The following is a 17,253-nucleotide window of genomic DNA, read 5'->3' on the forward strand; positions in this document are numbered from 1 at the left end:
CGGTCGTGTCAACCGGAAGTCAGCCCGTGGCGGTACGCGTACCCCACGGCCTGGGCCCGGTCGCGCGCGCCGATCTTGCCCAGGATGCGGTTGATGTGGCTCTTCACGGTGGCCTCGGCGACGAAGAGCCGGTGCGCGATCTCGGTGTTGGACAGGCCGTCGGCGATCAGGGTGAGCACGTCGACCTCGCGAGGCGTGAGGCGGTCGGGCGGGGCCTGCGGGGGCCGGGGTGCGGCCGAGGTGAGCGCGTCGACGAGGTGGTGCTGCACGGCGGGGTCGATCACCGCCGCACCGCGCGTCACCTGGCTCAGCGCGGCGCGGATGTCGTCGGCGCCGGCGTCTTTCGTGAGGTAACCGCGGGCGCCGGCCTGCACCGCGTCGAGCACGGACCGGTCGTCGGCGTACGTGGTGAGCGCGACGACCTGCACCGCACGATTGTGGGCGCGGATGCGGCGCGTGGCCTCGATCCCGTCGCAGCGGGGCATGCGCAGGTCCATCAGCACGACGTCGGGCTTGAGCCGCCCGGCCAGCTCGGTCGCCTCTTCGCCGTCGGCGGCGGTGCCCACGACCTCGACGCCGGGCAGCAGGCCGAGCAGCATCGACAGGCCGTCGCGCACCACGCGCTGGTCGTCGGCCACGAGCACGCGGATCACGCCGGTGCCCACAGGCTCACCCGGAATCCGGTGCCGGTCGGTGCGGCGTCGAGCTGCCCGCCGAGCAGCGCGGCGCGTTCGCGCATGCCGCTGACACCGTAACCGTGGTCGCCGAGGCCGGTGGCGGGGCTGCCGCGGTCTTCGACGGTGAGCAGCGTGCCGCCCGGTTCGTAGGTCAGGCGCAAGTCCACGCGCTCGGCGTCGGCGTGCTTGCGCACGTTCGTCAGGGCCTCCTGCGCCACCCGGTACAGCGTGAGCCGCGTCTGCGCGGCCAATGCGGGCGCCTGGCCTGAAACGGTGACCTCACAGGGGATCCCGGTGTCGCGTTCGAACGCCGCCGCGAGCACCGGCAGCCGTTCGGGGCCTGGCAGGTCCTCGCCGCGCAGCGCGCCGATCGCCTGGCGAGCCTCGGCGAGCCCGCTCTGCGCGAGCTGGTGGGCGCGCTCCACCGCGTCGGTCAGCCGAGGATCGGCTCCACTGTGGACGGACAGCAACCGCGCGCCTTCGAGGTGCAGCAGCAGGCCGGAGAGCGAATGGGCGAGCACGTCGTGCATCTCGCGGGCGAGCCGTTGCCGCTCCGCGAGCGCGGCCGCGCGGACCTGGGCCGCGCGGGTCTGTTCGAGCTCCTCGGTGCGTTCCTTGAGCCGGCGCGTGTAGAGGCCGAGCCGGTGGAACGCCAGCATGCCGAGCGCGCTCAGCAGCGTGGGCACGACGTCGTGGCGAGCCCCGCACAAGCTGGCCGCCACGAGCGCCGCCACGGCCACACCCGTGACCACGGTGCCCGCGCGCGTGCTCAGCCGCGCCGAGGCGACGCTGGCCAGTAGGAACCCGCCGAAGAACCCCGTGCCGTTGGGCTCGAGCCAGACCAGCGTGACCGAGCTCGCCAGCACGACGAGGAACACGGTGGTCTCGACCGCCGCGGGCAGCCGCCGCCGGGGTTCGGTGCCCAGCAGCGTGGCCCCGCCGACCAGCACGCCGAACAGGCCCAGCAGCACGCCCAGGCCCGGCCCGTGCAGCGCCGGGCGGGGCTCGGAGTGGGCCGCGAGCCACGTCAGCAGCGCCAGCACGAGCAACGCCCCCGCTTGCCGCCAGCGGTGGACGGTGCTGCTCACGCGTGGTTCGGACACCCGACCGACGGTATCGGCGGCACGGGCGCGAGTCGTCAACCCTCGGGTGTAACTGTGGTCGCGGCGACGGGCGGAGCTGCCGCGGTGCGCGTAGACCCCGGGGTCGAGAAGGATTTCCCACCCTGGCGCCGACGCGGGGAGGCGGTCACGGAGGCGACGCTGGGCAGGTCACCGAACGGGAGGACCTGACTCGTGAAACCCGAACTGCTGCGCCGGCTGCTGCCGAGCCTCGTACTGAACGTCGCCGTGCCGCTGGGGGTGTACCTGATCCTCGAGCCGGTCGTCGGCAGCGAGGTGGTGGCCCTCGCGATCTCCGCCGCCATCCCGCTGCTGGTGACCGTCGGCGAGTTCGCCGTCCGGCGGCGCCTGGACCCGGTCGGCGCCGTGGCCATCGCGGGATTCGTGGCGATGCTCGTGGTCCTCGGGCTCACCGGCGGCAACGAGCTGGTGCTGAAACTGCAGGAAGCCGTGCTCACCGGACCGCTCGGCCTGGTGCTCATCGCCTCGGCGCTGATCGGCAAGCCGTTGCTGCTCGTGGTGCACCGCTTCGCCGGCGCCCGTGAGGGCCGGTCAGTTCCCCGCCGTGCCCTCACCGTCCTGACGGCTTTGGTCGGCGGGGTGCTCGTGCTGCACGCGGTGGTGCTGCTGGTACTGGCGATCTCCCTGCCGACCGCGACGTTCCTGGCGGTGGGCAAGCCGATCGGCTGGGCGGTCATCGCCGCCGGGTTGGTTGTCGGGCTGGTCTATCGGAACCGGCTGCGGACGGCGTGACCGGTCAGGCCTGCGCCGCGGTGATCAGTTCCCGCAACGCCGCCGCGAACTTCGGGGCGTTGCGTTGCGGGGCGAGGTGGGCACCGGGGACCTCGGCGAACGGCAGACCCAGCTCCAGCGCCAGGATCTTCGCCGGCTGGTAGTGGTAACGGCCGCGGCTGCCTTCACCGGCGGCGGGCACGATCTCGGTGCTCGCGCGGCGCAGGGCGCGCAGGTCGGGCAGGTAGTCGAAGAACTCGGTGAGCTCGCGGTCGAACAGCCGCAGCCACTCCTGCTCCTGCGGCAGCCGCAGGTTGGGCAGGTCGGGCAGGGCCGCGCCGGCGATGCCGTCGGCGAAGCGGGTGAAGGCTCCCATCACGTCACCGGAACGGGCCAGCCGCACCTGTTCGTTCACGGCTTCGAGCCAGCCCGTGGCGTCGGGCATGAGCTGCACGGCGGGGGGTTCGTGCGCGACCAGCACGGACACCCGGTCGGGGTGGCGCGCGGCGAGGTCGAGGCCGATGAGGGCGCCGGCGCTCGTGCCGAAGACGGGGATCGGACCGGCGCCGACGTGGTCGAGCACGGCGAGGGCGTCGTCCGCGTGGCGCGAAACGGGCACCGGGCCCGTGGTGGTGTCGGTGCTGGCGAAGTGGCCGCGCCGGTCGTAGGTGACCACGGTGTGGTCCGCCTGGAGGAGCTTGGTGAGCGCGCGCACCGAGTCCGCGCCGCCGGTGCCCCCGGGGACGAGCAGCAGCATCGGGCCCTCACCACCGGTGCGGACGGCGAGCTCGCCCTCCGCGACCGGGCAGCGGCTTTCCGAGATCATGCCTTGAAGTCAAGCACAACCACCACCGCCGAGGCGGCGCAGGATCGCCTCCGCGTCGGGCGCGATCTGTGCGATCAGGTCCGCCATCCGCACCACGTCACGCAGTAGCCCGACGACCTGCCCCGACGCCACGGCACCGGTTGCCGGGTCGTGCCGCGGAGCCGGGGCACTGTGGCGTGTACGCGATCACTCCGGCGGCGCGGACGCGGATGACGGAAGGTGCGCTCGAAACGGCGGCGCCGGGGAGTCCGCCGAAGTGAAGGGTGTCCGAAATGGACGGTGACCGCGGGCGCTTTGGGGCCGTGGTGCCTTCACGGCTCGCCGAGGCACCTCACCCGAACCGGTGCACGGCGCCTGGTTCTGTCGGTGGCGGGTGCTTGACTGGCGCGTATGACCACCTGGCAGACCTTCGCGGCGGCGGCCCCGTCGCTCGCTTCCCACATCCACAGACGATTCACGGCCGGCGAATCCCACGTCCTGGCCACCCTGCGCCGCGACGGCTCACCCCGCGTGAGCGGCTCCGAAGTCGCCTTCCGCGACGACGGCCGCCTGTACATCGGCTCGATGCTCCACGCCCTCAAGGCTCGCGACCTCCAACGCGACGGCCGCTTCGCCCTGCACGCCTACCCCGGCATCGAAGACGGCGGCGAGGGGGACGCCAAACTCGCGGGAGTCGCTTCGGAGATCACGGCCGCGGACGAAGTCGAGCGCCTCGGCGTCGACCCGGCGAGCCATCTGTTCCACCTGGACATCTCCGAGGCGGTGTACACGTGGGTCACCGACAACACGCTGTTCGTCGAATCCTGGCACGACGGGGGTGCGTGGGTGCGGTTCGCGAGGCCGGACAACGGACCGGTGGAGCGAACGGTGCTGGGCTGAGTTTTCGTACGGATCGACGCTGGCCTCGGGTCGGTGTGTCGCCGGTCAGGGGTCGGCCAGCGGCCGTGGTGGGGTTTTTCTGTGCGCGGGGGCGCGGGGGCGCGGGTGCGTGGGTGCGTGGGTGCGTGGGTGCGCGGGTGCGCGGGCCGCGTGGCGAGCGTCGCGGCATTGAGTGACTGAATTGCCGTGGGCTGGTTGGTTTCCCAGGGTGATTGCTCACTCCTTGGGCGCACGTCTGTCGCGGCTTGCCGATTCCTGGCGCCGGATGTCGGCGCGCGGCGCGCGGTTGTGCTGAGTCGGCCGGCCCGGTCGGGTGGTCAGGCGGCGTGGTCGGTTGCCGGTGGGGCACGGACACCGTCGCAGCTCTGCTCGGGCATGCAAGTCTTGGGCACTGGGTGCCGAGCTGCCTCGCGGCGGGCGCCGGTAGCCGGACTCGGGCTCCGGGCGGCGGGTTCCGGCGGTGCAGTTCGGCTCGGTCGCCGGAGTCGCGAGGCCAGATCGCCGATGTGCCGAGGGTCGGCGGGCCGGGTGGTTCAATGCGGGGCATGCGTCTGGTGGAGGACCTGGTCGACGAGCCCGGGACGTTGCTGATCATCGGCCCGTCGAAAGCCAAGGTCACTGGTGGCAGCCCGCGCGTGGCGGCGTGCGCGGAGGACTGGCCCGAGGAGCTGATGCGCGCCCGCGAGGAGATCCTGCCGCGGTCGGGTGTGGACGAGCGGGCGTGGTTGCCCGCATGGCGGCGGTACGGCGGGCACTTCTACCGGAACGTCGGTGACGCGTTGCCCGACGCCGCGGCGTCCGGTCGGTTGCTGATCCTCAGTGGCGGCTACGGAGTCGCGAGGGCGGAGGAGCCGATCGCGCGCTACGACCGGAAGCTGAGGCTGCGCGACTGGCCGGCGGGGACGATCGAAGCGGCGATCCTGCACGAGGTGCGGCGCCTGCGGTCGCGCCGGGTGCTCGGGTTCGTGTCGTCGAGCGCGGACTACGCGAAGCTGCTGCGCCGGGTGCCGTGGGAGGTCGAAGCGACGTTGGTGACCATCGATTTCCACGAGGGCGGCGCCCAGGTCGAGGTGCCGAAGCGGCTTGCCCACGCGTTCGCCGCGGCGTGGCGGCGGGAGCCGGGGCGGATGCCGCCCGGGGTGGTCGGCGTGCCGTTGGCGTGAGGGTTCAGGGCCGGCTCCACAGGCAGAACGGGTGCCCGGCCGGGTCGAGGTACACACGGACGTGCTCCTGCGGCTGGAAGTCCGCGAGCCGCGCCCCGGCCGCGACGGCTTTCGCGCCGGCCTTCGCGAGGTCGTCGACCTCGATGTCCAGGTGCATCATCATCTGCTGGTACCCGGACTGCTGCGGCCACTTCGGCGGCACCAGCTCACGCTCCAACTGGAACGACAGACCCGGCCCACCCAGGGGTGGCCGCAGCGTGACCCAGTCCGGCTCGTTCACCCCGAGGGGCCAGCCCAGCAGGCCTTGGTAGAACTTCGCCAGCGCCCGCGGGTCGGGGGCGCCGAGCACGGTTGCGGTCAGTTTCATCACCTCAGCGTAAGCCGAACCACGCGTGTTTCAGCCCGATCGGCAAGCGGCGGCTCGTTCGGCTGGTGGCTCGCCAACGGTGACCGTGCGCCCATGAGAGGCCGACCGAGAAAACGCTTCGTCATGCCGACCGACGCGAGCACGCGCGCGGTGGCCCGCACGGGGCCGTCCAGGTGGTAGCGAGGCTCGGCGAACAACGCTTCGGCGGGGACGCGGGCGGTCGGTGTCCATGCGCAGCAATGCCGCCGCACCGTCGGATATCTGGGACGACGGGCCCGCCGTGTGGACACCGCCGGCTTCAGGCGGACCAGACCGTCCACAGTGGTCTTCCGGAGGCCTCGTCCCGTGACACAGTCGAAGTGGCCGCACACCGCGGGCTTTGGCGTGGCGAGCCGAAGGGCACCCGGCTCATCGAACTCCGGGCCGCATGCCACGCCGGCGCAGATCGCGTCGGCCCCCACCGAGTGGGCTGACCGGCCCTGCGCGTCGAGGGGTCGCCCGCGGGATCCCCTTCCGCTGAAATCCTCCCCAAAACCAGAACACGTTTCCCTTTTGAACAACAACTCCCAGCTGTCCCGTAATTTCGATCTTCACCAACTGAGCGCTCGATCACCAGCGCAGAATCGGTAAAGTAAACACGTATCACCAAACGGGGTTCCGTAAGTAAACACCGTATGCTCTACTTGCTCATAGAACGTGTTGCAGTGCGCGAGTCACCACCGATCCCGTGCAGGAGGCAGCCGTGGCCGCTCCGCTTTTGCCCGCCGGTTTCGACTTCACGGACCCGGATCTCTACGCGAACCGCCTGCCCTTGGCGGAATTCGCCGAGTTGCGGCGTACGGCGCCCGTGTGGTGGAACCCGCAGCGGCGCAACACCGCGGGCTTCGGCGACGACGGCTACTGGGTCGTCACGCGCCACGCCGACGTCAAGGAAGTCTCGCGCGACTGCGAGCTGTACTCGTCGCGGGAAAAGACCGCCATCATCCGCTTCAACGACGGCATGACCGAGCAGAACCTCGACGCCAACCGCCTCGTGCTGCTCAACATGGACGCCCCGCAGCACACCAAGCTGCGTCGCGTCGTCGCGAAGGGTTTCACGCCGCGCTCGATCGCCAAGCTCGAGGACACCCTGCGCGAGCGCGCCGAGCGCATCGTCGCCGAGGCCAGGCGCAAGGGGCACGGTGATTTCGTCACCGACGTCGCGTGCGAGCTGCCCCTGCAGACCATCGCCGAGCTCATCGGGGTGCCGCAGGAGGACCGCATGAAGATCTTCGACTGGTCCAACCAGATGGTGGCCTACGACGACCCCGAGTACGAGCTCGAACCCCTCACCGCGAGTGCCGAGCTCGTCGGCTACGCCTGGAACATGGCCGAGGAACGCCGCCGCTGCCCGGTCGACGACATCGTGACCCGGCTCGTGCAGGCCGACGTCGACGGCGAGGCACTGGGCTCCGACGAGTTCGGGTTCTTCGTGATCCTGCTGGCCGTCGCGGGCAACGAGACCACGCGCAACGCCATCACCCACGGCATGAAGGCCTTCCTCGACCACCCCGACCAGTGGGCGCGCTACCGCGAGGAAAAACCCAAGACCGCGCCCGACGAGATCGTCCGCTGGGCCACGCCCGTGGTCGCCTTCCAGCGCACCGCCACGCGCGACACCGAGCTCGGCGGCGCGCACATCCGCCGCGGCGATCGCGTCGGCATGTTCTACAGCTCGGCCAACTTCGACCCCGAGGTGTTCGACGAGCCCGAGCGCTTCGACGTGTTCCGCGAGGACAACCCCCACGTCGGCTTCGGCGGCACCGGCTCGCACTACTGCCTCGGCGCCAACCTCGCCCGCCTCGAGATCGACCTCATCTTCTCCGCGATCGCCGACGTGATGCCCGGGATCACCGAGCTCGCCCAGCCCGAGCGCCTGCGGTCGGCCTGGCTCAACGGCATCAAGCACTACCAGGTCCGCTACCACTGACAACCGCGCCGGAACCGCCCGAAACCGGCATGATGGGCCGGTGGCGCAACGCGTGACGGTCGACGTCGAGTTCGGCGTCCGGGTGACGAAGCCCGGTCTCGCCGCGATCTCGGTCGCCGCCGTGCACGCCGACGCCGACGAGCTCACCGTGTCCGGCGCGGGCGCCCCGCGCGTGGCCGAGCTCGACCACGGCACCCGCGCCGAGGTGTACGACCTGCCCGCCGGCGAGCACCGCGTGACCTACCACGCCGAACGCACGCTGTGCCGCGCGTCCGCCGAGGCCGTGACGCTCGCCGACCTCGCCCGCTACACCCGCCCGAGCCGCTTCTGCCCGTCCGACCGCATGACCGCGTTCGAGCACCAGGACGACCGCGCCCTCGTCCGCGTCATCACCGACCACCTCCACACCCGGCTGACCTACGCCCCGGCCAGCCCCGCGGGCCGCGACGCCGCCGCCACCCTGAAAGCCCGCGAAGGCGCCTGCCGCGACTTCGCGCACGCGGGCATCGCCCTCTGCCGCGCCGCGGGCATTCCCGCGCGCTTCACCACCGTCTACGCGCCGGGCCTCAAACCCATGGACTTCCACGCCGTGTTCGAGGCCGGCGTCGGCGGCCGCTGGCTGGTGTTCGACGCGACGCGCCTCGCGCCGCGCCAGACCATGCTGCGCATCGCCACCGGACGCGACGCCGCCGACACCGGGTTCCTCACGCCCCTCGGCTGCGAGCTCGACTTCCTCGGCGCCACCGTTTTCGCCACCACCGACGCCCCGCCGCCGCTCGACGATCACGACAAACCGGTGGTCCTCGCCTGAAACGCGGGTCCGGTGCGACAAACCTGGCCCCGGCTGGGTAGACAGTGACCGTGAACCGTCAACTGCCTGGGCCGAGCCGGTGGGCCCGCGCGCGTGCCCGGTACCGCTGGCTCGACCACCTCGCGCTGGCCACCAACCGGTACCTCGAGTACGGGGGCTACCACTACGTCGCCTCGATCACGTACTTCAGCCTGCTCTCACTGGTTCCGATCCTGATGCTGGCGTCGTCGGCCGCGGGGTTCGTGCTGGCCACGCAGCCGCACCTGCTCGACCAGATGCTGCACGCGATCTCCGGCACGCTGCCGGGCGCACTCGGCGACAAGGCCTCGGAGCTGCTGACCGGCTTCGTGGAGCAGCGCACCGGCGTCGGGGTCGCGGGTCTCGTCGTCGGCCTCTACTCCGGCTGGAACTGGATGAACTCCCTGCGCGACGCGCTCACCGCGATGTACGGCCAGAACCGCTCCGAGGGCCCACTGCTGCGCACGATCATGATGGACGTGCTCGCGCTGCTGGGGCTCGCGGCCGCGTTGCTGGTGTCGTTCGGGATCACCGTGTCGGGTACGGCCGTGGGGCGTTACCTGCTGCAACTCATCGGCGTCGACGACACGAGCTGGGGCCATTCGGTGCTCTCGGCGACCTCGGTGCCGCTCGCGCTGCTGGCCGACTGGCTGGTGTTCCTGTGGGTGCTCACGCGGCTGCCGCGTGAACGCGTCGGCTGGCGCAGCGCGATGCGCGGCGCGGTGGCGGCGGCGCTGGGCTTCGAACTGCTGAAACAGGCGGGCGGCTTCTACCTGAGCTTGATCAGCGCGTCGCCGTCGGGCGTCGCGTTCGGGTCGGTGATCGGTCTGCTGTTCTTCATTTCCCTGATCGCCCGCATGCTCGTCTACATCACCGCGTGGACGGCAACGGCTCGCGACGCACCGCGGAAGCCGGTGCCGCCGCCCTCGCCCACCCAGCTGCGACCGGTGGTCGCGCCGCGTCGGCACACGGCCGGTCCCCTCGCGCTCGGCGCGGTGCTGGGGGCGCTGGGCACCTTCTTCGCATTGCGTGGCCGACGCCGGTCATGAGCGGCGTGCGACTGGTGGCGGAGCTGGTGAGTGGGTACGAGGAAGCGTTGGCGCGGCTGGACAAGCCGCGGTGAGGTCCTTTCAGGACACTCGATCGAGTCCTGAAAGGACCTCCCTCCGATCAGCCGCAGGCGACGGGGCCCGAGCTGAAGGTGAAGTGGTCGATCGAGTGCGTGCCCATCACCAGCGTGCCGCTCACGTGGGCGCAGTGGCCGTTGGTCCCGGTGACCAAAACGCCGCCGGCGTAGGTCTCGAACGTGCCGGAGTCCTGGCCGGAGCCGGGAATCGTGTCGACGGTCATCGTCACGCTCATCGCGTGCTTGCCCGACGCGTTGTCGTAGACCTTGGCGCAGTTCGTGCCCCCGTTGGCACTGGAGTACCTGAGCTCGACGATGCCCTGCGTCTCGTCGACCGCGTTGTGCAACGTCTTCGGGAAGCCGCTGACCATGTTTCCCGGGCACGTGCCGACGATCGAGTACCGACCGGCCGCCTGCCCGGCCGGCGCTGCCGCCAAGACCGCGGTGCCGACGAGTGCGACGGCACTGGCGAGTGTGAGAATCCTGCGCATCGAAATCCTTCCCCTGGCCGGGTCGCCCCTCGACCCGTTCGTCCCACCTTTCCGGCGCGGGGGAGACCCGGGGAGTGATTTTCCGGCCATTGTCCGGTTCCGGCCACTGGCGACGGCGACTACACCCAACCGCGCTTGGCGGCCGCCACGCCGGCGGCGAATCGGCTTTCGACCTGCAGGATCTCGAGGATCGCGCACACGTGCCGCCGCACGGTCCGCTCGCCGGTACCCGTGCTGCGCGCGATCGCCTCGTCGGTCAGCCCCGCGGCGAGCAGTGACAGCACCCGGCGTCGGGCGGGGGTGAGCTCGTCGCCGTCCGCGCCGTCGAGCGGCACGGTGTCCGGGGCGGCCCACAGAGCGTCGAACCACTCGGCGAGCAGCTTCAGCAGCTCGGGTGAGGTCACGTGCAGCGCACCCGACACGCCCGTGCGGTCGATCGTGACCAGTGCGACGGTGTCGTCCACGTGCATCATCCGCACCGGCACGGACTTGCGGACCCGCGCCTGCTCGCCGGCGGCCGTGGACTCGCGGATGCTGCGGGCGCCCCAGTCGTCCTGAGCGTGGGCGGCGTCGTAGATCATGCGGAACTCCGCGCCCGCCGCCAGGGCGTCGGCGGGCGGCAGCAGCACGCCCTCGCTCACCCGGTGCCCGGCGGTGCTGCCGGTGAACGTGGCGCGCAGCAGCTGCCGCGGCGAGCGGTAGAGGCCGGACGCGAGCCGGGTCAGCTCGTCGTGGTCCTCGATCGCGCGGACCCCTTCGCCGTCGACCGCGGTGAGCCCGCCGGTGGGGGCGACGAACGCGGTGAACCGTTCCCAGGTGCCCGCGAGATCGGCTTGCAGCTCGGAAATGCGCCGGTGCTGGCGATCGAGCAGCCGCCGCAACGCGACGGCCGGTGGCACCGCTCGCGCGAACCGGTCCGCCCCCGCGCCGCCGAAGCTGATCACCCCCGCCTCCTGCAGCTCACGCTCGGCAGGTGCGTCCGGGTCGTAGGCGCCCGCCCCGACCGGCAGCCGGCCCGCGGTGTGGAGCCGTTCGTACACCTGGGCCGCTTCGGCCGAGACAAGGCCCGCCAGGATCTCCGTCCGTGTGCTCCCGCGCATGCCGCCCCCAGTGATCAGCCCCCTTTTCGGCAAGTCGGGTAATCGGCCGATCACGTTACGAAAGCGGCGTGCCCCGATGGGGTCACGCCGCCTCCGTCAGAACCTTCAGATCTTCGCGGCTGTCGCGGCGATGGCGCTCGTGAAGCTCGTGACCTCGGTGTACACGCCGGGCGCATGGGCACGAGCGCAGCCGGTGCCCCAGCTCGTGATGCCGACCTGGACCCATTCGCCGGCGGTGTCGCGGCGGAACATCGGGCCGCCGGAGTCACCCTGGCAGGTGTCGACGCCGCCGGCCGAGACGTTGCCCGCGCAGATCTCCGCGCTGGGGATGAGGCTGGTGTAGTCGCCGCCCTGAGCCTTGCAGGTCGCGTCGGTCACGAAGGGCACCTGGGCCTTGAGCAGGTAGCGCTGCTGAGCGCCGCCCTCGGTCGCGCCGCCCCAGCCGGCGATGGTGAACGTGCCGGAGTTCAGGGACGTGCTCGACGCGAGCGGCAGCGTGGGGATGCCGCTGACCGGGCTGGCGAGCTTGATCAGGGCCCAGTCACCGCCGGTGGTGTCGTACGTCGTGGAGCGGTAGACGTAGCTGGAGCGCACCTTTTTCGCGCTGGAGCTCTGCAGGTCGACCACGCCGAGCGTCGCGGTGATCGAGGAGTTCGAGCCCGTGCGCGTGACGCAGTGGGCGGCCGTGAGCACGATCTGCGGCGTGTACAACGCACCGCCACAGCCCATGGAAAGCCTTACCATCCAAGGGAATTCACCCTGCGCGGCTCGGGTGCCGCCCACCACCTGCGTGCCGTTGGTCGAGGGCGGTGGCCCCGCCACGGCGGGGGTCGCGAACCCGGCCGCGGCGGCCAGTGCGGTGACGGCGACGAGAGCTTTTCCGAGCAGGGTGAACCGTCTGGCGAGCGTCATGGGGATCCGTCCTTCCGGTGTCCACAAGGGAGAGGAGATACGGGGAGTGATGACTCGACTACACCAGATGCCCGGTAATCGGACAACCAACTTTCTTCGGATCTTTCGGGCGACCGGCCCGGCTCAGCGACGGCGCACGAAGTAGGCCAGCGCCCCGATCGCCAACACCACACACCCGGCCACGACCGAAACCCACGGCAGGCTGAACGCCAGCACCGCACACCCCACCAGCCCGGCCACCGCCACGAACCGCGGCGCCGGGTTTTCGTCCGCGCGCAGCCGCAGTGCCGACGCGTTGGCGATCGCGTAGTACGCCAGCACCGCGAACGACGAAAACCCGATCGCACCACGGAGATCCACCGTGGTCGCGAGCACCGCCACCACCACGCCCACCGCCAGTTCCGCGTGCTGCGGCACCTCGTAGCGCGGGTGCACGACGGCGAGCGCGCGCGGCAGGTGCCCGTCGCGGGCCATCGCGAGCGACGTGCGCGAGACGCCCAGCACCAGCGCCAGCAACGAGCCCAGCGACGCCAGCGTCGCGCCCGCTCGCACCACGGGCGAGAGCCACGGCGCCGCCGCCTCCGCGAGCGGGTCGGCGCTCGCCGCGAGCCGCTGCGGACCCAGCGTGAGCAGCAGGGCGACGGCGACCACGGTGTAGACCACGAGCGTGAGCCCGAGGGCGAGCGGGATGGCCCGCGGGATCGTCTTCGCGGGGTCGCGCACCTCTTCCCCGAGCGTCGCCAGCCGCGCGTAGCCCGCGAACGCGAAGAACAGCAAGCCCGCCGCGGTCAGCACGCCGGTGCCGTCGAACGGGGCGAAGGGCTCGGCCGCGAACCCCCGCGACGTCGCGCTCACCACCGCCGCGGCCAGCACCACGAGCGTGATCACCACGATCACCCGCGTCGCCAGCGCCGAGCGGTGCACCCCGAGGCAGTTGACGCCGGTGACCGCCGCGACCACGGCGACGGCGATGATCGCGCGCCACGGCTGTCCGACGCCGGGTGCCGCGTACGCCACGACTGTCAGTGTCATCGCCGCGCAGCTCGCCGTCTTGCCGGTGACGAACCCCCAGCCCGCGAGGTAACCCCAGAACTCGCCGAGCCGCGCCCGCCCGTACACGTACGTGCCGCCCGACTCCGGGTGCCGGGCCGCGAGCCGGGCGGACGACGTCGCGTTGCAGAACGCCACCACCGCCGCGATCCCCAGCGCGGGCAGCAGCCCGGCCCCCGCCGCGGCGGCCGCGGGCGCGAACGCCGCGAACACCCCCGCGCCGATCATCGACCCGAGCCCGAGGAACACGGCGTCCCCCAGCCCCAACCGGCGTGCGAGCGGCATCGTGTGGTTCCTCTCCCTGGCTTCGGCAGCGACAGCGAACCACAGTCGCTGTCACACCTCACCCCGTGGCTTCGTTCCTCCCTCGACCGCCATGTGAAGGGAGGCCCCCGTGAACGCCGCACTCTGGACCGGGCAGATCGTGCTCGCCCTGCTGTTCGCCCTGTCCGGCTGGCTCAAGTCCACGATGTCGCGCGAGCGGATGCTCGAAACCGGCCAGACCGGCGCGGCCGCCTACCCGTTGCCGGTGGTGCGCTTCACCGCGATCTGCGAGCTCATCGCGGTGGTGGGCCTGATCCTGCCGCAGCTCACCGGCGTCGCGCCGAGTCTCACGGGCTGGGCCGCCGTCGGGCTGGTCGTGGTGATGCTCGGTGCCATGGCCATGCACGCGCGCCTCGCGATCACGCAGCACCAGGCCGCCCAGTGGCGCAACGTCGGCGCCAACGTCGTGATCCTCGCCGTCGCCGTGTTCGTCGCCGCCGGTCGGCTGTGACAACCGAATCAAGCGACCGCCACGTCTTCACCTGCTGTTCCCCGGCCCGACAACCCCCATTCCCGCCCGGCCGCGACTGTGGCGGGCGTGCGAGTACTGATCGTGGGTGGGGGCGTGCTGGGGACCATGCACGCGTGGCAGGCCGTCGGCCGTGGGCACGACGTGGTGCAGCTGGAGCGGGAACCCGAGGCCCGCGGTGCGTCCGTGCGCAACTTCGGGCTCGTGTGGGTGAGTGGCCGCGCGGACGGGCCCGAGCTCACGACCGCGCTGCGGGCGCGCGAGCTGTGGCAGGAGATCGGCGAACGGACGCCCGGGCTGGGTTTCCGTCCCAACGGCTCGCTGACGGTCCTGCGCACCGAAGCCGAACGTGCCGTCGCCGAAGCCGCCGCCGCGAAGCCCGACGCAGCCGAGCGTGGCTTTCGGCTGCTCACGCCCGAGGAAACGCGCCGGCTGAACCCCGCGCTGCGCGGTGACTTCACGGCCGCGCTCTGGTGTGAACGCGACGCCGCCGTGGAACCGCGCACCGCCCAGCCCGCCCTGCGCGCGGCCCTCGCGAAGACCGGACGCCACACCTGGCTGCCCGGCCGCGAAGTGCGGGCGCTGACGAAAACCGGTGTGGTGGACGACCACGGGCAGCACCACGAAGGCGACATCGTGATCTTTTGCACCGGTGCGTGGCTCGGCGGTCTCGTGCGTGAGCTCGCCGGTGAGGTGCCCGTGCGCCGCGTCCGCCTGCAGATGGCCCAGGCCGAGCCGCTCGGCGAGCCGCTGACCACGAGCGTCGCCGATGCCGACAGCTTCCGCTACTACCCGGCCTTCCGCGGCGACGCGCTCGCCGAGCTCGGCCGCGGGCAGCCGCAGGGCGACACCGCCGCCGCCCACGCGATGCAGCTGCTCATGGTGCAGCGCCTCGACGGCTCGCTCACCATCGGCGACACGCACGAGTACGAGCAGCCCTTCGGCTTCGACGTGACCGAAGACCCGTACGAGCACCTCGCCGAGGTCGCCGGCGCGCTGCTGGGCCGGCCGCTGCCCCGGATCCGCCGCCGGTGGGCCGGGGTCTACGCCCAGGCCCTCGACCCGGCCGCGGTCGTGCACCGGGAACGCTTGGCGGACAACGCTTTCCTCGTCACCGGACCCGGCGGGCGCGGGATGACGTGCTCGCCGGCGATCGCCGAGGACACGGCGCGGGAGCTGGGCCTGTGACGACCGAGCTCGTGGTGCTGGACCTGGCCGGCACGACCGTCGTCGACGACGGGCTCGTGGTGCGTGCCTTCACCGCCGCGATCGCGAGCGCCGGAGTGTCCGAAGTGGACGATCGCTTTCCGGTGATGCTCGGCCACGTGCACGCCACCATGGGGCAGTCGAAAATCACCGTCTTTCGTGCGCTGCTGCCGACGGAGGAGCTCGCGCAGCGCGCCAACGCCGAGTTCGAACGCGCCTACGCCCGGCTCGTCGCGGCGGGGGAGTGCGAGCCGGTGCCGGGTGCCGAGGACGTGATCCGCGGTCTGCGCCACGGCGGCGTGAAGGTGGCGCTGACCACCGGCTTCGCGCCCGTGACGCTGCAGACGATCCTCGACTCGCTGGGCTGGCGTGGCCTCGCCGACCTCACGCTCGCACCGGGTGAGGGCCTGCGCGGGCGGCCGTACCCCGATCTCGTGCTCACGGCCGTGCTGCGGCTGGGGATCACCGACGTGCGCAACGTCGCCGTCGCCGGGGACACGCCCTCGGACGTGCGCACCGGCTTGTCCGCGGGGGCGCGTGTGGTGGCCGGCGTGCTGACCGGCGCCGGGACGCGGGCCGGGCTGCTGGAAGCGGGGGCGACGCACGTGGTGGCTTCGGTCCGCGACCTGCCGGACGTGCTCGGCTGAAGTTTCTCGGCGGCGGGTGCAACCCGGGCGGCCCGGATTCCGTCCGCACGGTATGCGGACAACGGTGAAAGTCCTGGGTGTGAGCGTGCTGCTGCTCGGCGTCGCGGCCTGCGGCGGGGGAACGGCGCCGGCGGGGGCGCCTTCTTCTTCGCCGCCTTCTTCTACTGCGTCTTCGTTGCCCGTGCCCCCGTCGTCGGTCTCTGCGCCTCCCCAGGCACCCACGCCCCCGTCTTCTCCGGCCGGGCCGCCCCAGAGCCACCCGACGCAGGGCGTGCCTCCCGGCGACACGGCACCGGCCGCGGGCCAGATCGACGCGTCGGCGCTGCCCGGCGGCTACCCCCACGACGTGACGCTCGCCCAGGGCGGCAAGGTCGTGGTCATCCACGCCGACGAGGCGGGCTGCGACCACATCGTGGCCGCCGCCGGCGAGCAGACGGCGCAGAAAGCCGTCGTGGTCATCACCGTCACCAAGGCCCCGCGCGGTCAGATGTGCCCCATGCACGTGCGCGAGGTGTCGCTGCCCGTGCCGCTGGCCGAGCCGCTCGGCGGTCGCACGCTGGTGCTGCGCCCCGGTCCGTGATCACGTGCAACCGTTCGCGGGTTCCGTTCCGTCCTGGACGCATGAGGTACTTGACGAAGCTGGTCGGCACGGGCTTGATCCTCGCCACGGTGACAGCCTGCGGCCAAACCATGGCCACTGATTCCCCAGGCGACCCCGCGGCACCGAGCGGCAGCGTCTCGACCGCGCCTTCCTCGGTGCCCCCGGCGCCCCCGAACCCCACGGGCAAACCGCGGTTCGAGGTTCCGGCCGGCAGCACCCCGGTACCTCCCGCCAAGGTCGACGCGACCGCCCTGCCGTCCGGCTTCCCGCACGAGGTGTACACCGCCAACGGCGGCACGATCCTCAACGTGCGCGCCGAAGAGGGCGGTTGCGGCCACGCCCTCGGCGAGGCGATCGAGCAGACCGCGCAGCACGTGGTCGTGGACCTGAGCGAGACCAAGGCCCAGACCGGCCAGATGTGCACGATGAACCTGCGTTACCCGTTCCTGTCCGTCGCGCTGGCCGCGCCGCTCGGCGAGCGCACTGTGGTCCTGAAGCAGTCGCCTCCCCGGTGACCGCTTCGCCGCGCCGACACCGGACGGCTCATTCGGGGGGCCGCCGGCCCGAGCCGTCCCGATGCCGGCCGGAAGGTCACCCGGGTGCCGCACGCCCCCGCGGCATCCGGGTGATCTTCCCGTCCGCTCGAATCGTCGGCCACCCGGTCCGCCCCTAGGGCCTGTCCTCAAAGTGGGCGGTGCGACCTGCTTTGATCTTGGGTTGTGGTGCGTAGGCATGAGTTGACTGACGAGCAGTGGCAGGTGGTC

20 protein-coding genes are annotated in these 17,253 nt (G+C 71.9%); 11 read left to right on the plus strand and 9 right to left on the minus strand.

The annotated features are described in order from the left end of the window. Window positions 1–8: 8 nt before the first annotated feature. Window positions 9–665: a response regulator gene (locus ACWEOE_RS30555; RefSeq protein ID WP_452015191.1), complete on the minus strand. Its 657-nt coding sequence runs from the start codon at window positions 663–665 to the stop codon at window positions 9–11. Continuing rightward, window positions 650–1,780 (minus strand): sensor histidine kinase, encoded by a 1,131-nt coding sequence (locus ACWEOE_RS30560; RefSeq protein WP_452015193.1) that lies wholly within the window; start codon window positions 1,778–1,780, stop codon window positions 650–652. Before ACWEOE_RS30560 ends, ACWEOE_RS30555 begins: the two co-directional genes overlap by 16 nt. Before the next feature lie 192 nt (window positions 1,781–1,972). Between ACWEOE_RS30560 and ACWEOE_RS30565 the strand changes: the two genes are divergently transcribed. Beyond that, window positions 1,973–2,551, plus strand: a complete 579-nt coding sequence (locus ACWEOE_RS30565) for a VC0807 family protein (RefSeq protein ID WP_452015195.1) — start codon at window positions 1,973–1,975, stop codon at window positions 2,549–2,551. 4 nt (window positions 2,552–2,555) lie between these two features. On the opposite strand, the gene ACWEOE_RS30570 is transcribed toward ACWEOE_RS30565, so the two are convergent. Continuing rightward, window positions 2,556–3,356 carry an alpha/beta fold hydrolase gene (locus ACWEOE_RS30570; protein WP_452015197.1) on the minus strand — a complete coding sequence of 267 codons (801 nt, stop codon included), beginning with the start codon at window positions 3,354–3,356 and terminating at the stop codon, window positions 2,556–2,558. Window positions 3,357–3,365: 9 nt separating this feature from the next. Continuing rightward, window positions 3,366–3,488, minus strand: coding sequence for a hypothetical protein (locus tag ACWEOE_RS30575; RefSeq protein WP_452015199.1), 123 nt, complete (start codon window positions 3,486–3,488; stop codon window positions 3,366–3,368). Window positions 3,489–3,746: 258 nt separating this feature from the next. Between ACWEOE_RS30575 and ACWEOE_RS30580 the strand changes: the two genes are divergently transcribed. After that, on the plus strand, window positions 3,747–4,235 hold the full coding sequence (locus tag ACWEOE_RS30580) for a pyridoxamine 5'-phosphate oxidase family protein (protein ID WP_452015201.1): 489 nt from the start codon (window positions 3,747–3,749) through the stop codon (window positions 4,233–4,235). Window positions 4,236–4,780: 545 nt separating this feature from the next. Then, entirely contained in the window at window positions 4,781–5,398 is a 618-nt protein-coding gene (locus ACWEOE_RS30585) for a hypothetical protein (protein WP_452015203.1), read from the plus strand. Window positions 5,399–5,402: 4 nt separating this feature from the next. Here ACWEOE_RS30585 and ACWEOE_RS30590 read toward each other — a convergent pair whose 3' ends face one another. Next, the gene (locus tag ACWEOE_RS30590; RefSeq protein ID WP_452015205.1) at window positions 5,403–5,765 is read right to left on the minus strand and encodes a VOC family protein; all 363 of its coding nucleotides are present in this window, start codon (window positions 5,763–5,765) and stop codon (window positions 5,403–5,405) included. Between the two features lie 742 nt (window positions 5,766–6,507). Here ACWEOE_RS30590 and ACWEOE_RS30595 point away from each other — a divergent pair. The 3 genes from ACWEOE_RS30595 to ACWEOE_RS30605 are packed head-to-tail and all read left to right on the plus strand — an operon-like array spanning window position 6,508 to window position 9,612. Beyond that, window positions 6,508–7,734 (plus strand): cytochrome P450, encoded by a 1,227-nt coding sequence (locus ACWEOE_RS30595; protein ID WP_452015207.1) that lies wholly within the window; start codon window positions 6,508–6,510, stop codon window positions 7,732–7,734. Window positions 7,735–7,774: 40 nt separating this feature from the next. Further along, the gene (locus ACWEOE_RS30600) at window positions 7,775–8,545 is read left to right on the plus strand and encodes a transglutaminase-like domain-containing protein (RefSeq protein WP_452015209.1); all 771 of its coding nucleotides are present in this window, start codon (window positions 7,775–7,777) and stop codon (window positions 8,543–8,545) included. Between the two features lie 50 nt (window positions 8,546–8,595). Beyond that, on the plus strand, window positions 8,596–9,612 hold the full coding sequence (locus ACWEOE_RS30605; protein ID WP_452015211.1) for a YhjD/YihY/BrkB family envelope integrity protein: 1,017 nt from the start codon (window positions 8,596–8,598) through the stop codon (window positions 9,610–9,612). A gap of 121 nt (window positions 9,613–9,733) precedes the next feature. On the opposite strand, the gene ACWEOE_RS30610 is transcribed toward ACWEOE_RS30605, so the two are convergent. The 4 genes from ACWEOE_RS30610 to ACWEOE_RS30625 all read right to left on the minus strand — a co-directional run bounded on the left by ACWEOE_RS30610 (window position 9,734) and on the right by ACWEOE_RS30625 (window position 13,527). Beyond that, the gene (locus tag ACWEOE_RS30610) at window positions 9,734–10,180 is read right to left on the minus strand and encodes a hypothetical protein (protein ID WP_452015213.1); all 447 of its coding nucleotides are present in this window, start codon (window positions 10,178–10,180) and stop codon (window positions 9,734–9,736) included. Window positions 10,181–10,299: 119 nt separating this feature from the next. Then, window positions 10,300–11,280: a LuxR C-terminal-related transcriptional regulator gene (locus ACWEOE_RS30615; RefSeq protein WP_452015215.1), complete on the minus strand. Its 981-nt coding sequence runs from the start codon at window positions 11,278–11,280 to the stop codon at window positions 10,300–10,302. A 105-nt stretch (window positions 11,281–11,385) separates the two neighbouring features. After that, complete coding sequence (locus ACWEOE_RS30620; protein ID WP_452015217.1) at window positions 11,386–12,192, minus strand: S1 family peptidase; 807 nt, start codon at window positions 12,190–12,192, stop codon at window positions 11,386–11,388. A 123-nt stretch (window positions 12,193–12,315) separates the two neighbouring features. After that, complete coding sequence (locus ACWEOE_RS30625; RefSeq protein WP_452015219.1) at window positions 12,316–13,527, minus strand: APC family permease; 1,212 nt, start codon at window positions 13,525–13,527, stop codon at window positions 12,316–12,318. Window positions 13,528–13,636: 109 nt separating this feature from the next. Here ACWEOE_RS30625 and ACWEOE_RS30630 point away from each other — a divergent pair, with 109 nt between their 5' ends. From ACWEOE_RS30630 to ACWEOE_RS30650, 5 genes are all read left to right on the plus strand, one after another. Next, entirely contained in the window at window positions 13,637–14,017 is a 381-nt protein-coding gene (locus ACWEOE_RS30630; protein ID WP_452015221.1) for a DoxX family protein, read from the plus strand. 87 nt (window positions 14,018–14,104) lie between these two features. Then, window positions 14,105–15,223 (plus strand): TIGR03364 family FAD-dependent oxidoreductase, encoded by a 1,119-nt coding sequence (locus tag ACWEOE_RS30635; RefSeq protein ID WP_452015223.1) that lies wholly within the window; start codon window positions 14,105–14,107, stop codon window positions 15,221–15,223. Beyond that, on the plus strand, window positions 15,220–15,888 hold the full coding sequence (locus tag ACWEOE_RS30640) for a phosphonatase-like hydrolase (protein WP_452015225.1): 669 nt from the start codon (window positions 15,220–15,222) through the stop codon (window positions 15,886–15,888). The genes ACWEOE_RS30635 and ACWEOE_RS30640 overlap by 4 nt, the downstream gene beginning before the upstream one ends. 79 nt (window positions 15,889–15,967) lie before the next feature. Then, the gene (locus ACWEOE_RS30645; protein ID WP_452015227.1) at window positions 15,968–16,468 is read left to right on the plus strand and encodes a hypothetical protein; all 501 of its coding nucleotides are present in this window, start codon (window positions 15,968–15,970) and stop codon (window positions 16,466–16,468) included. A gap of 41 nt (window positions 16,469–16,509) precedes the next feature. After that, window positions 16,510–17,004 carry a hypothetical protein gene (locus ACWEOE_RS30650; protein WP_452015229.1) on the plus strand — a complete coding sequence of 165 codons (495 nt, stop codon included), beginning with the start codon at window positions 16,510–16,512 and terminating at the stop codon, window positions 17,002–17,004. Window positions 17,005–17,253 lie beyond the last annotated feature (249 nt).

The organism is Amycolatopsis sp. NPDC004368 (assembly GCF_053602515.1).

What these genes read in the sequence shown, in the direction of transcription:
- ACWEOE_RS30570 (WP_452015197.1), bottom strand. Translation starts at nt 3,356, where the DNA reads ATGATCTCGGAAAGCCGCTGCCCGGTCGCGGAGGGCGAGCTCGCCGTC.
- ACWEOE_RS30580 (WP_452015201.1), top strand. Translation starts at nt 3,747, where the DNA reads ATGACCACCTGGCAGACCTTCGCGGCGGCGGCCCCGTCGCTCGCTTCC.
- ACWEOE_RS30585 (WP_452015203.1), top strand. Translation starts at nt 4,781, where the DNA reads ATGCGTCTGGTGGAGGACCTGGTCGACGAGCCCGGGACGTTGCTGATC.
- ACWEOE_RS30590 (WP_452015205.1), bottom strand. Translation starts at nt 5,765, where the DNA reads ATGAAACTGACCGCAACCGTGCTCGGCGCCCCCGACCCGCGGGCGCTG.
- ACWEOE_RS30610 (WP_452015213.1), bottom strand. Translation starts at nt 10,180, where the DNA reads ATGCGCAGGATTCTCACACTCGCCAGTGCCGTCGCACTCGTCGGCACC.
- ACWEOE_RS30615 (WP_452015215.1), bottom strand. Translation starts at nt 11,280, where the DNA reads ATGCGCGGGAGCACACGGACGGAGATCCTGGCGGGCCTTGTCTCGGCC.
- ACWEOE_RS30620 (WP_452015217.1), bottom strand. Translation starts at nt 12,192, where the DNA reads ATGACGCTCGCCAGACGGTTCACCCTGCTCGGAAAAGCTCTCGTCGCC.
- ACWEOE_RS30625 (WP_452015219.1), bottom strand. Translation starts at nt 13,527, where the DNA reads ATGCCGCTCGCACGCCGGTTGGGGCTGGGGGACGCCGTGTTCCTCGGG.
- ACWEOE_RS30650 (WP_452015229.1), top strand. Translation starts at nt 16,510, where the DNA reads ATGAGGTACTTGACGAAGCTGGTCGGCACGGGCTTGATCCTCGCCACG.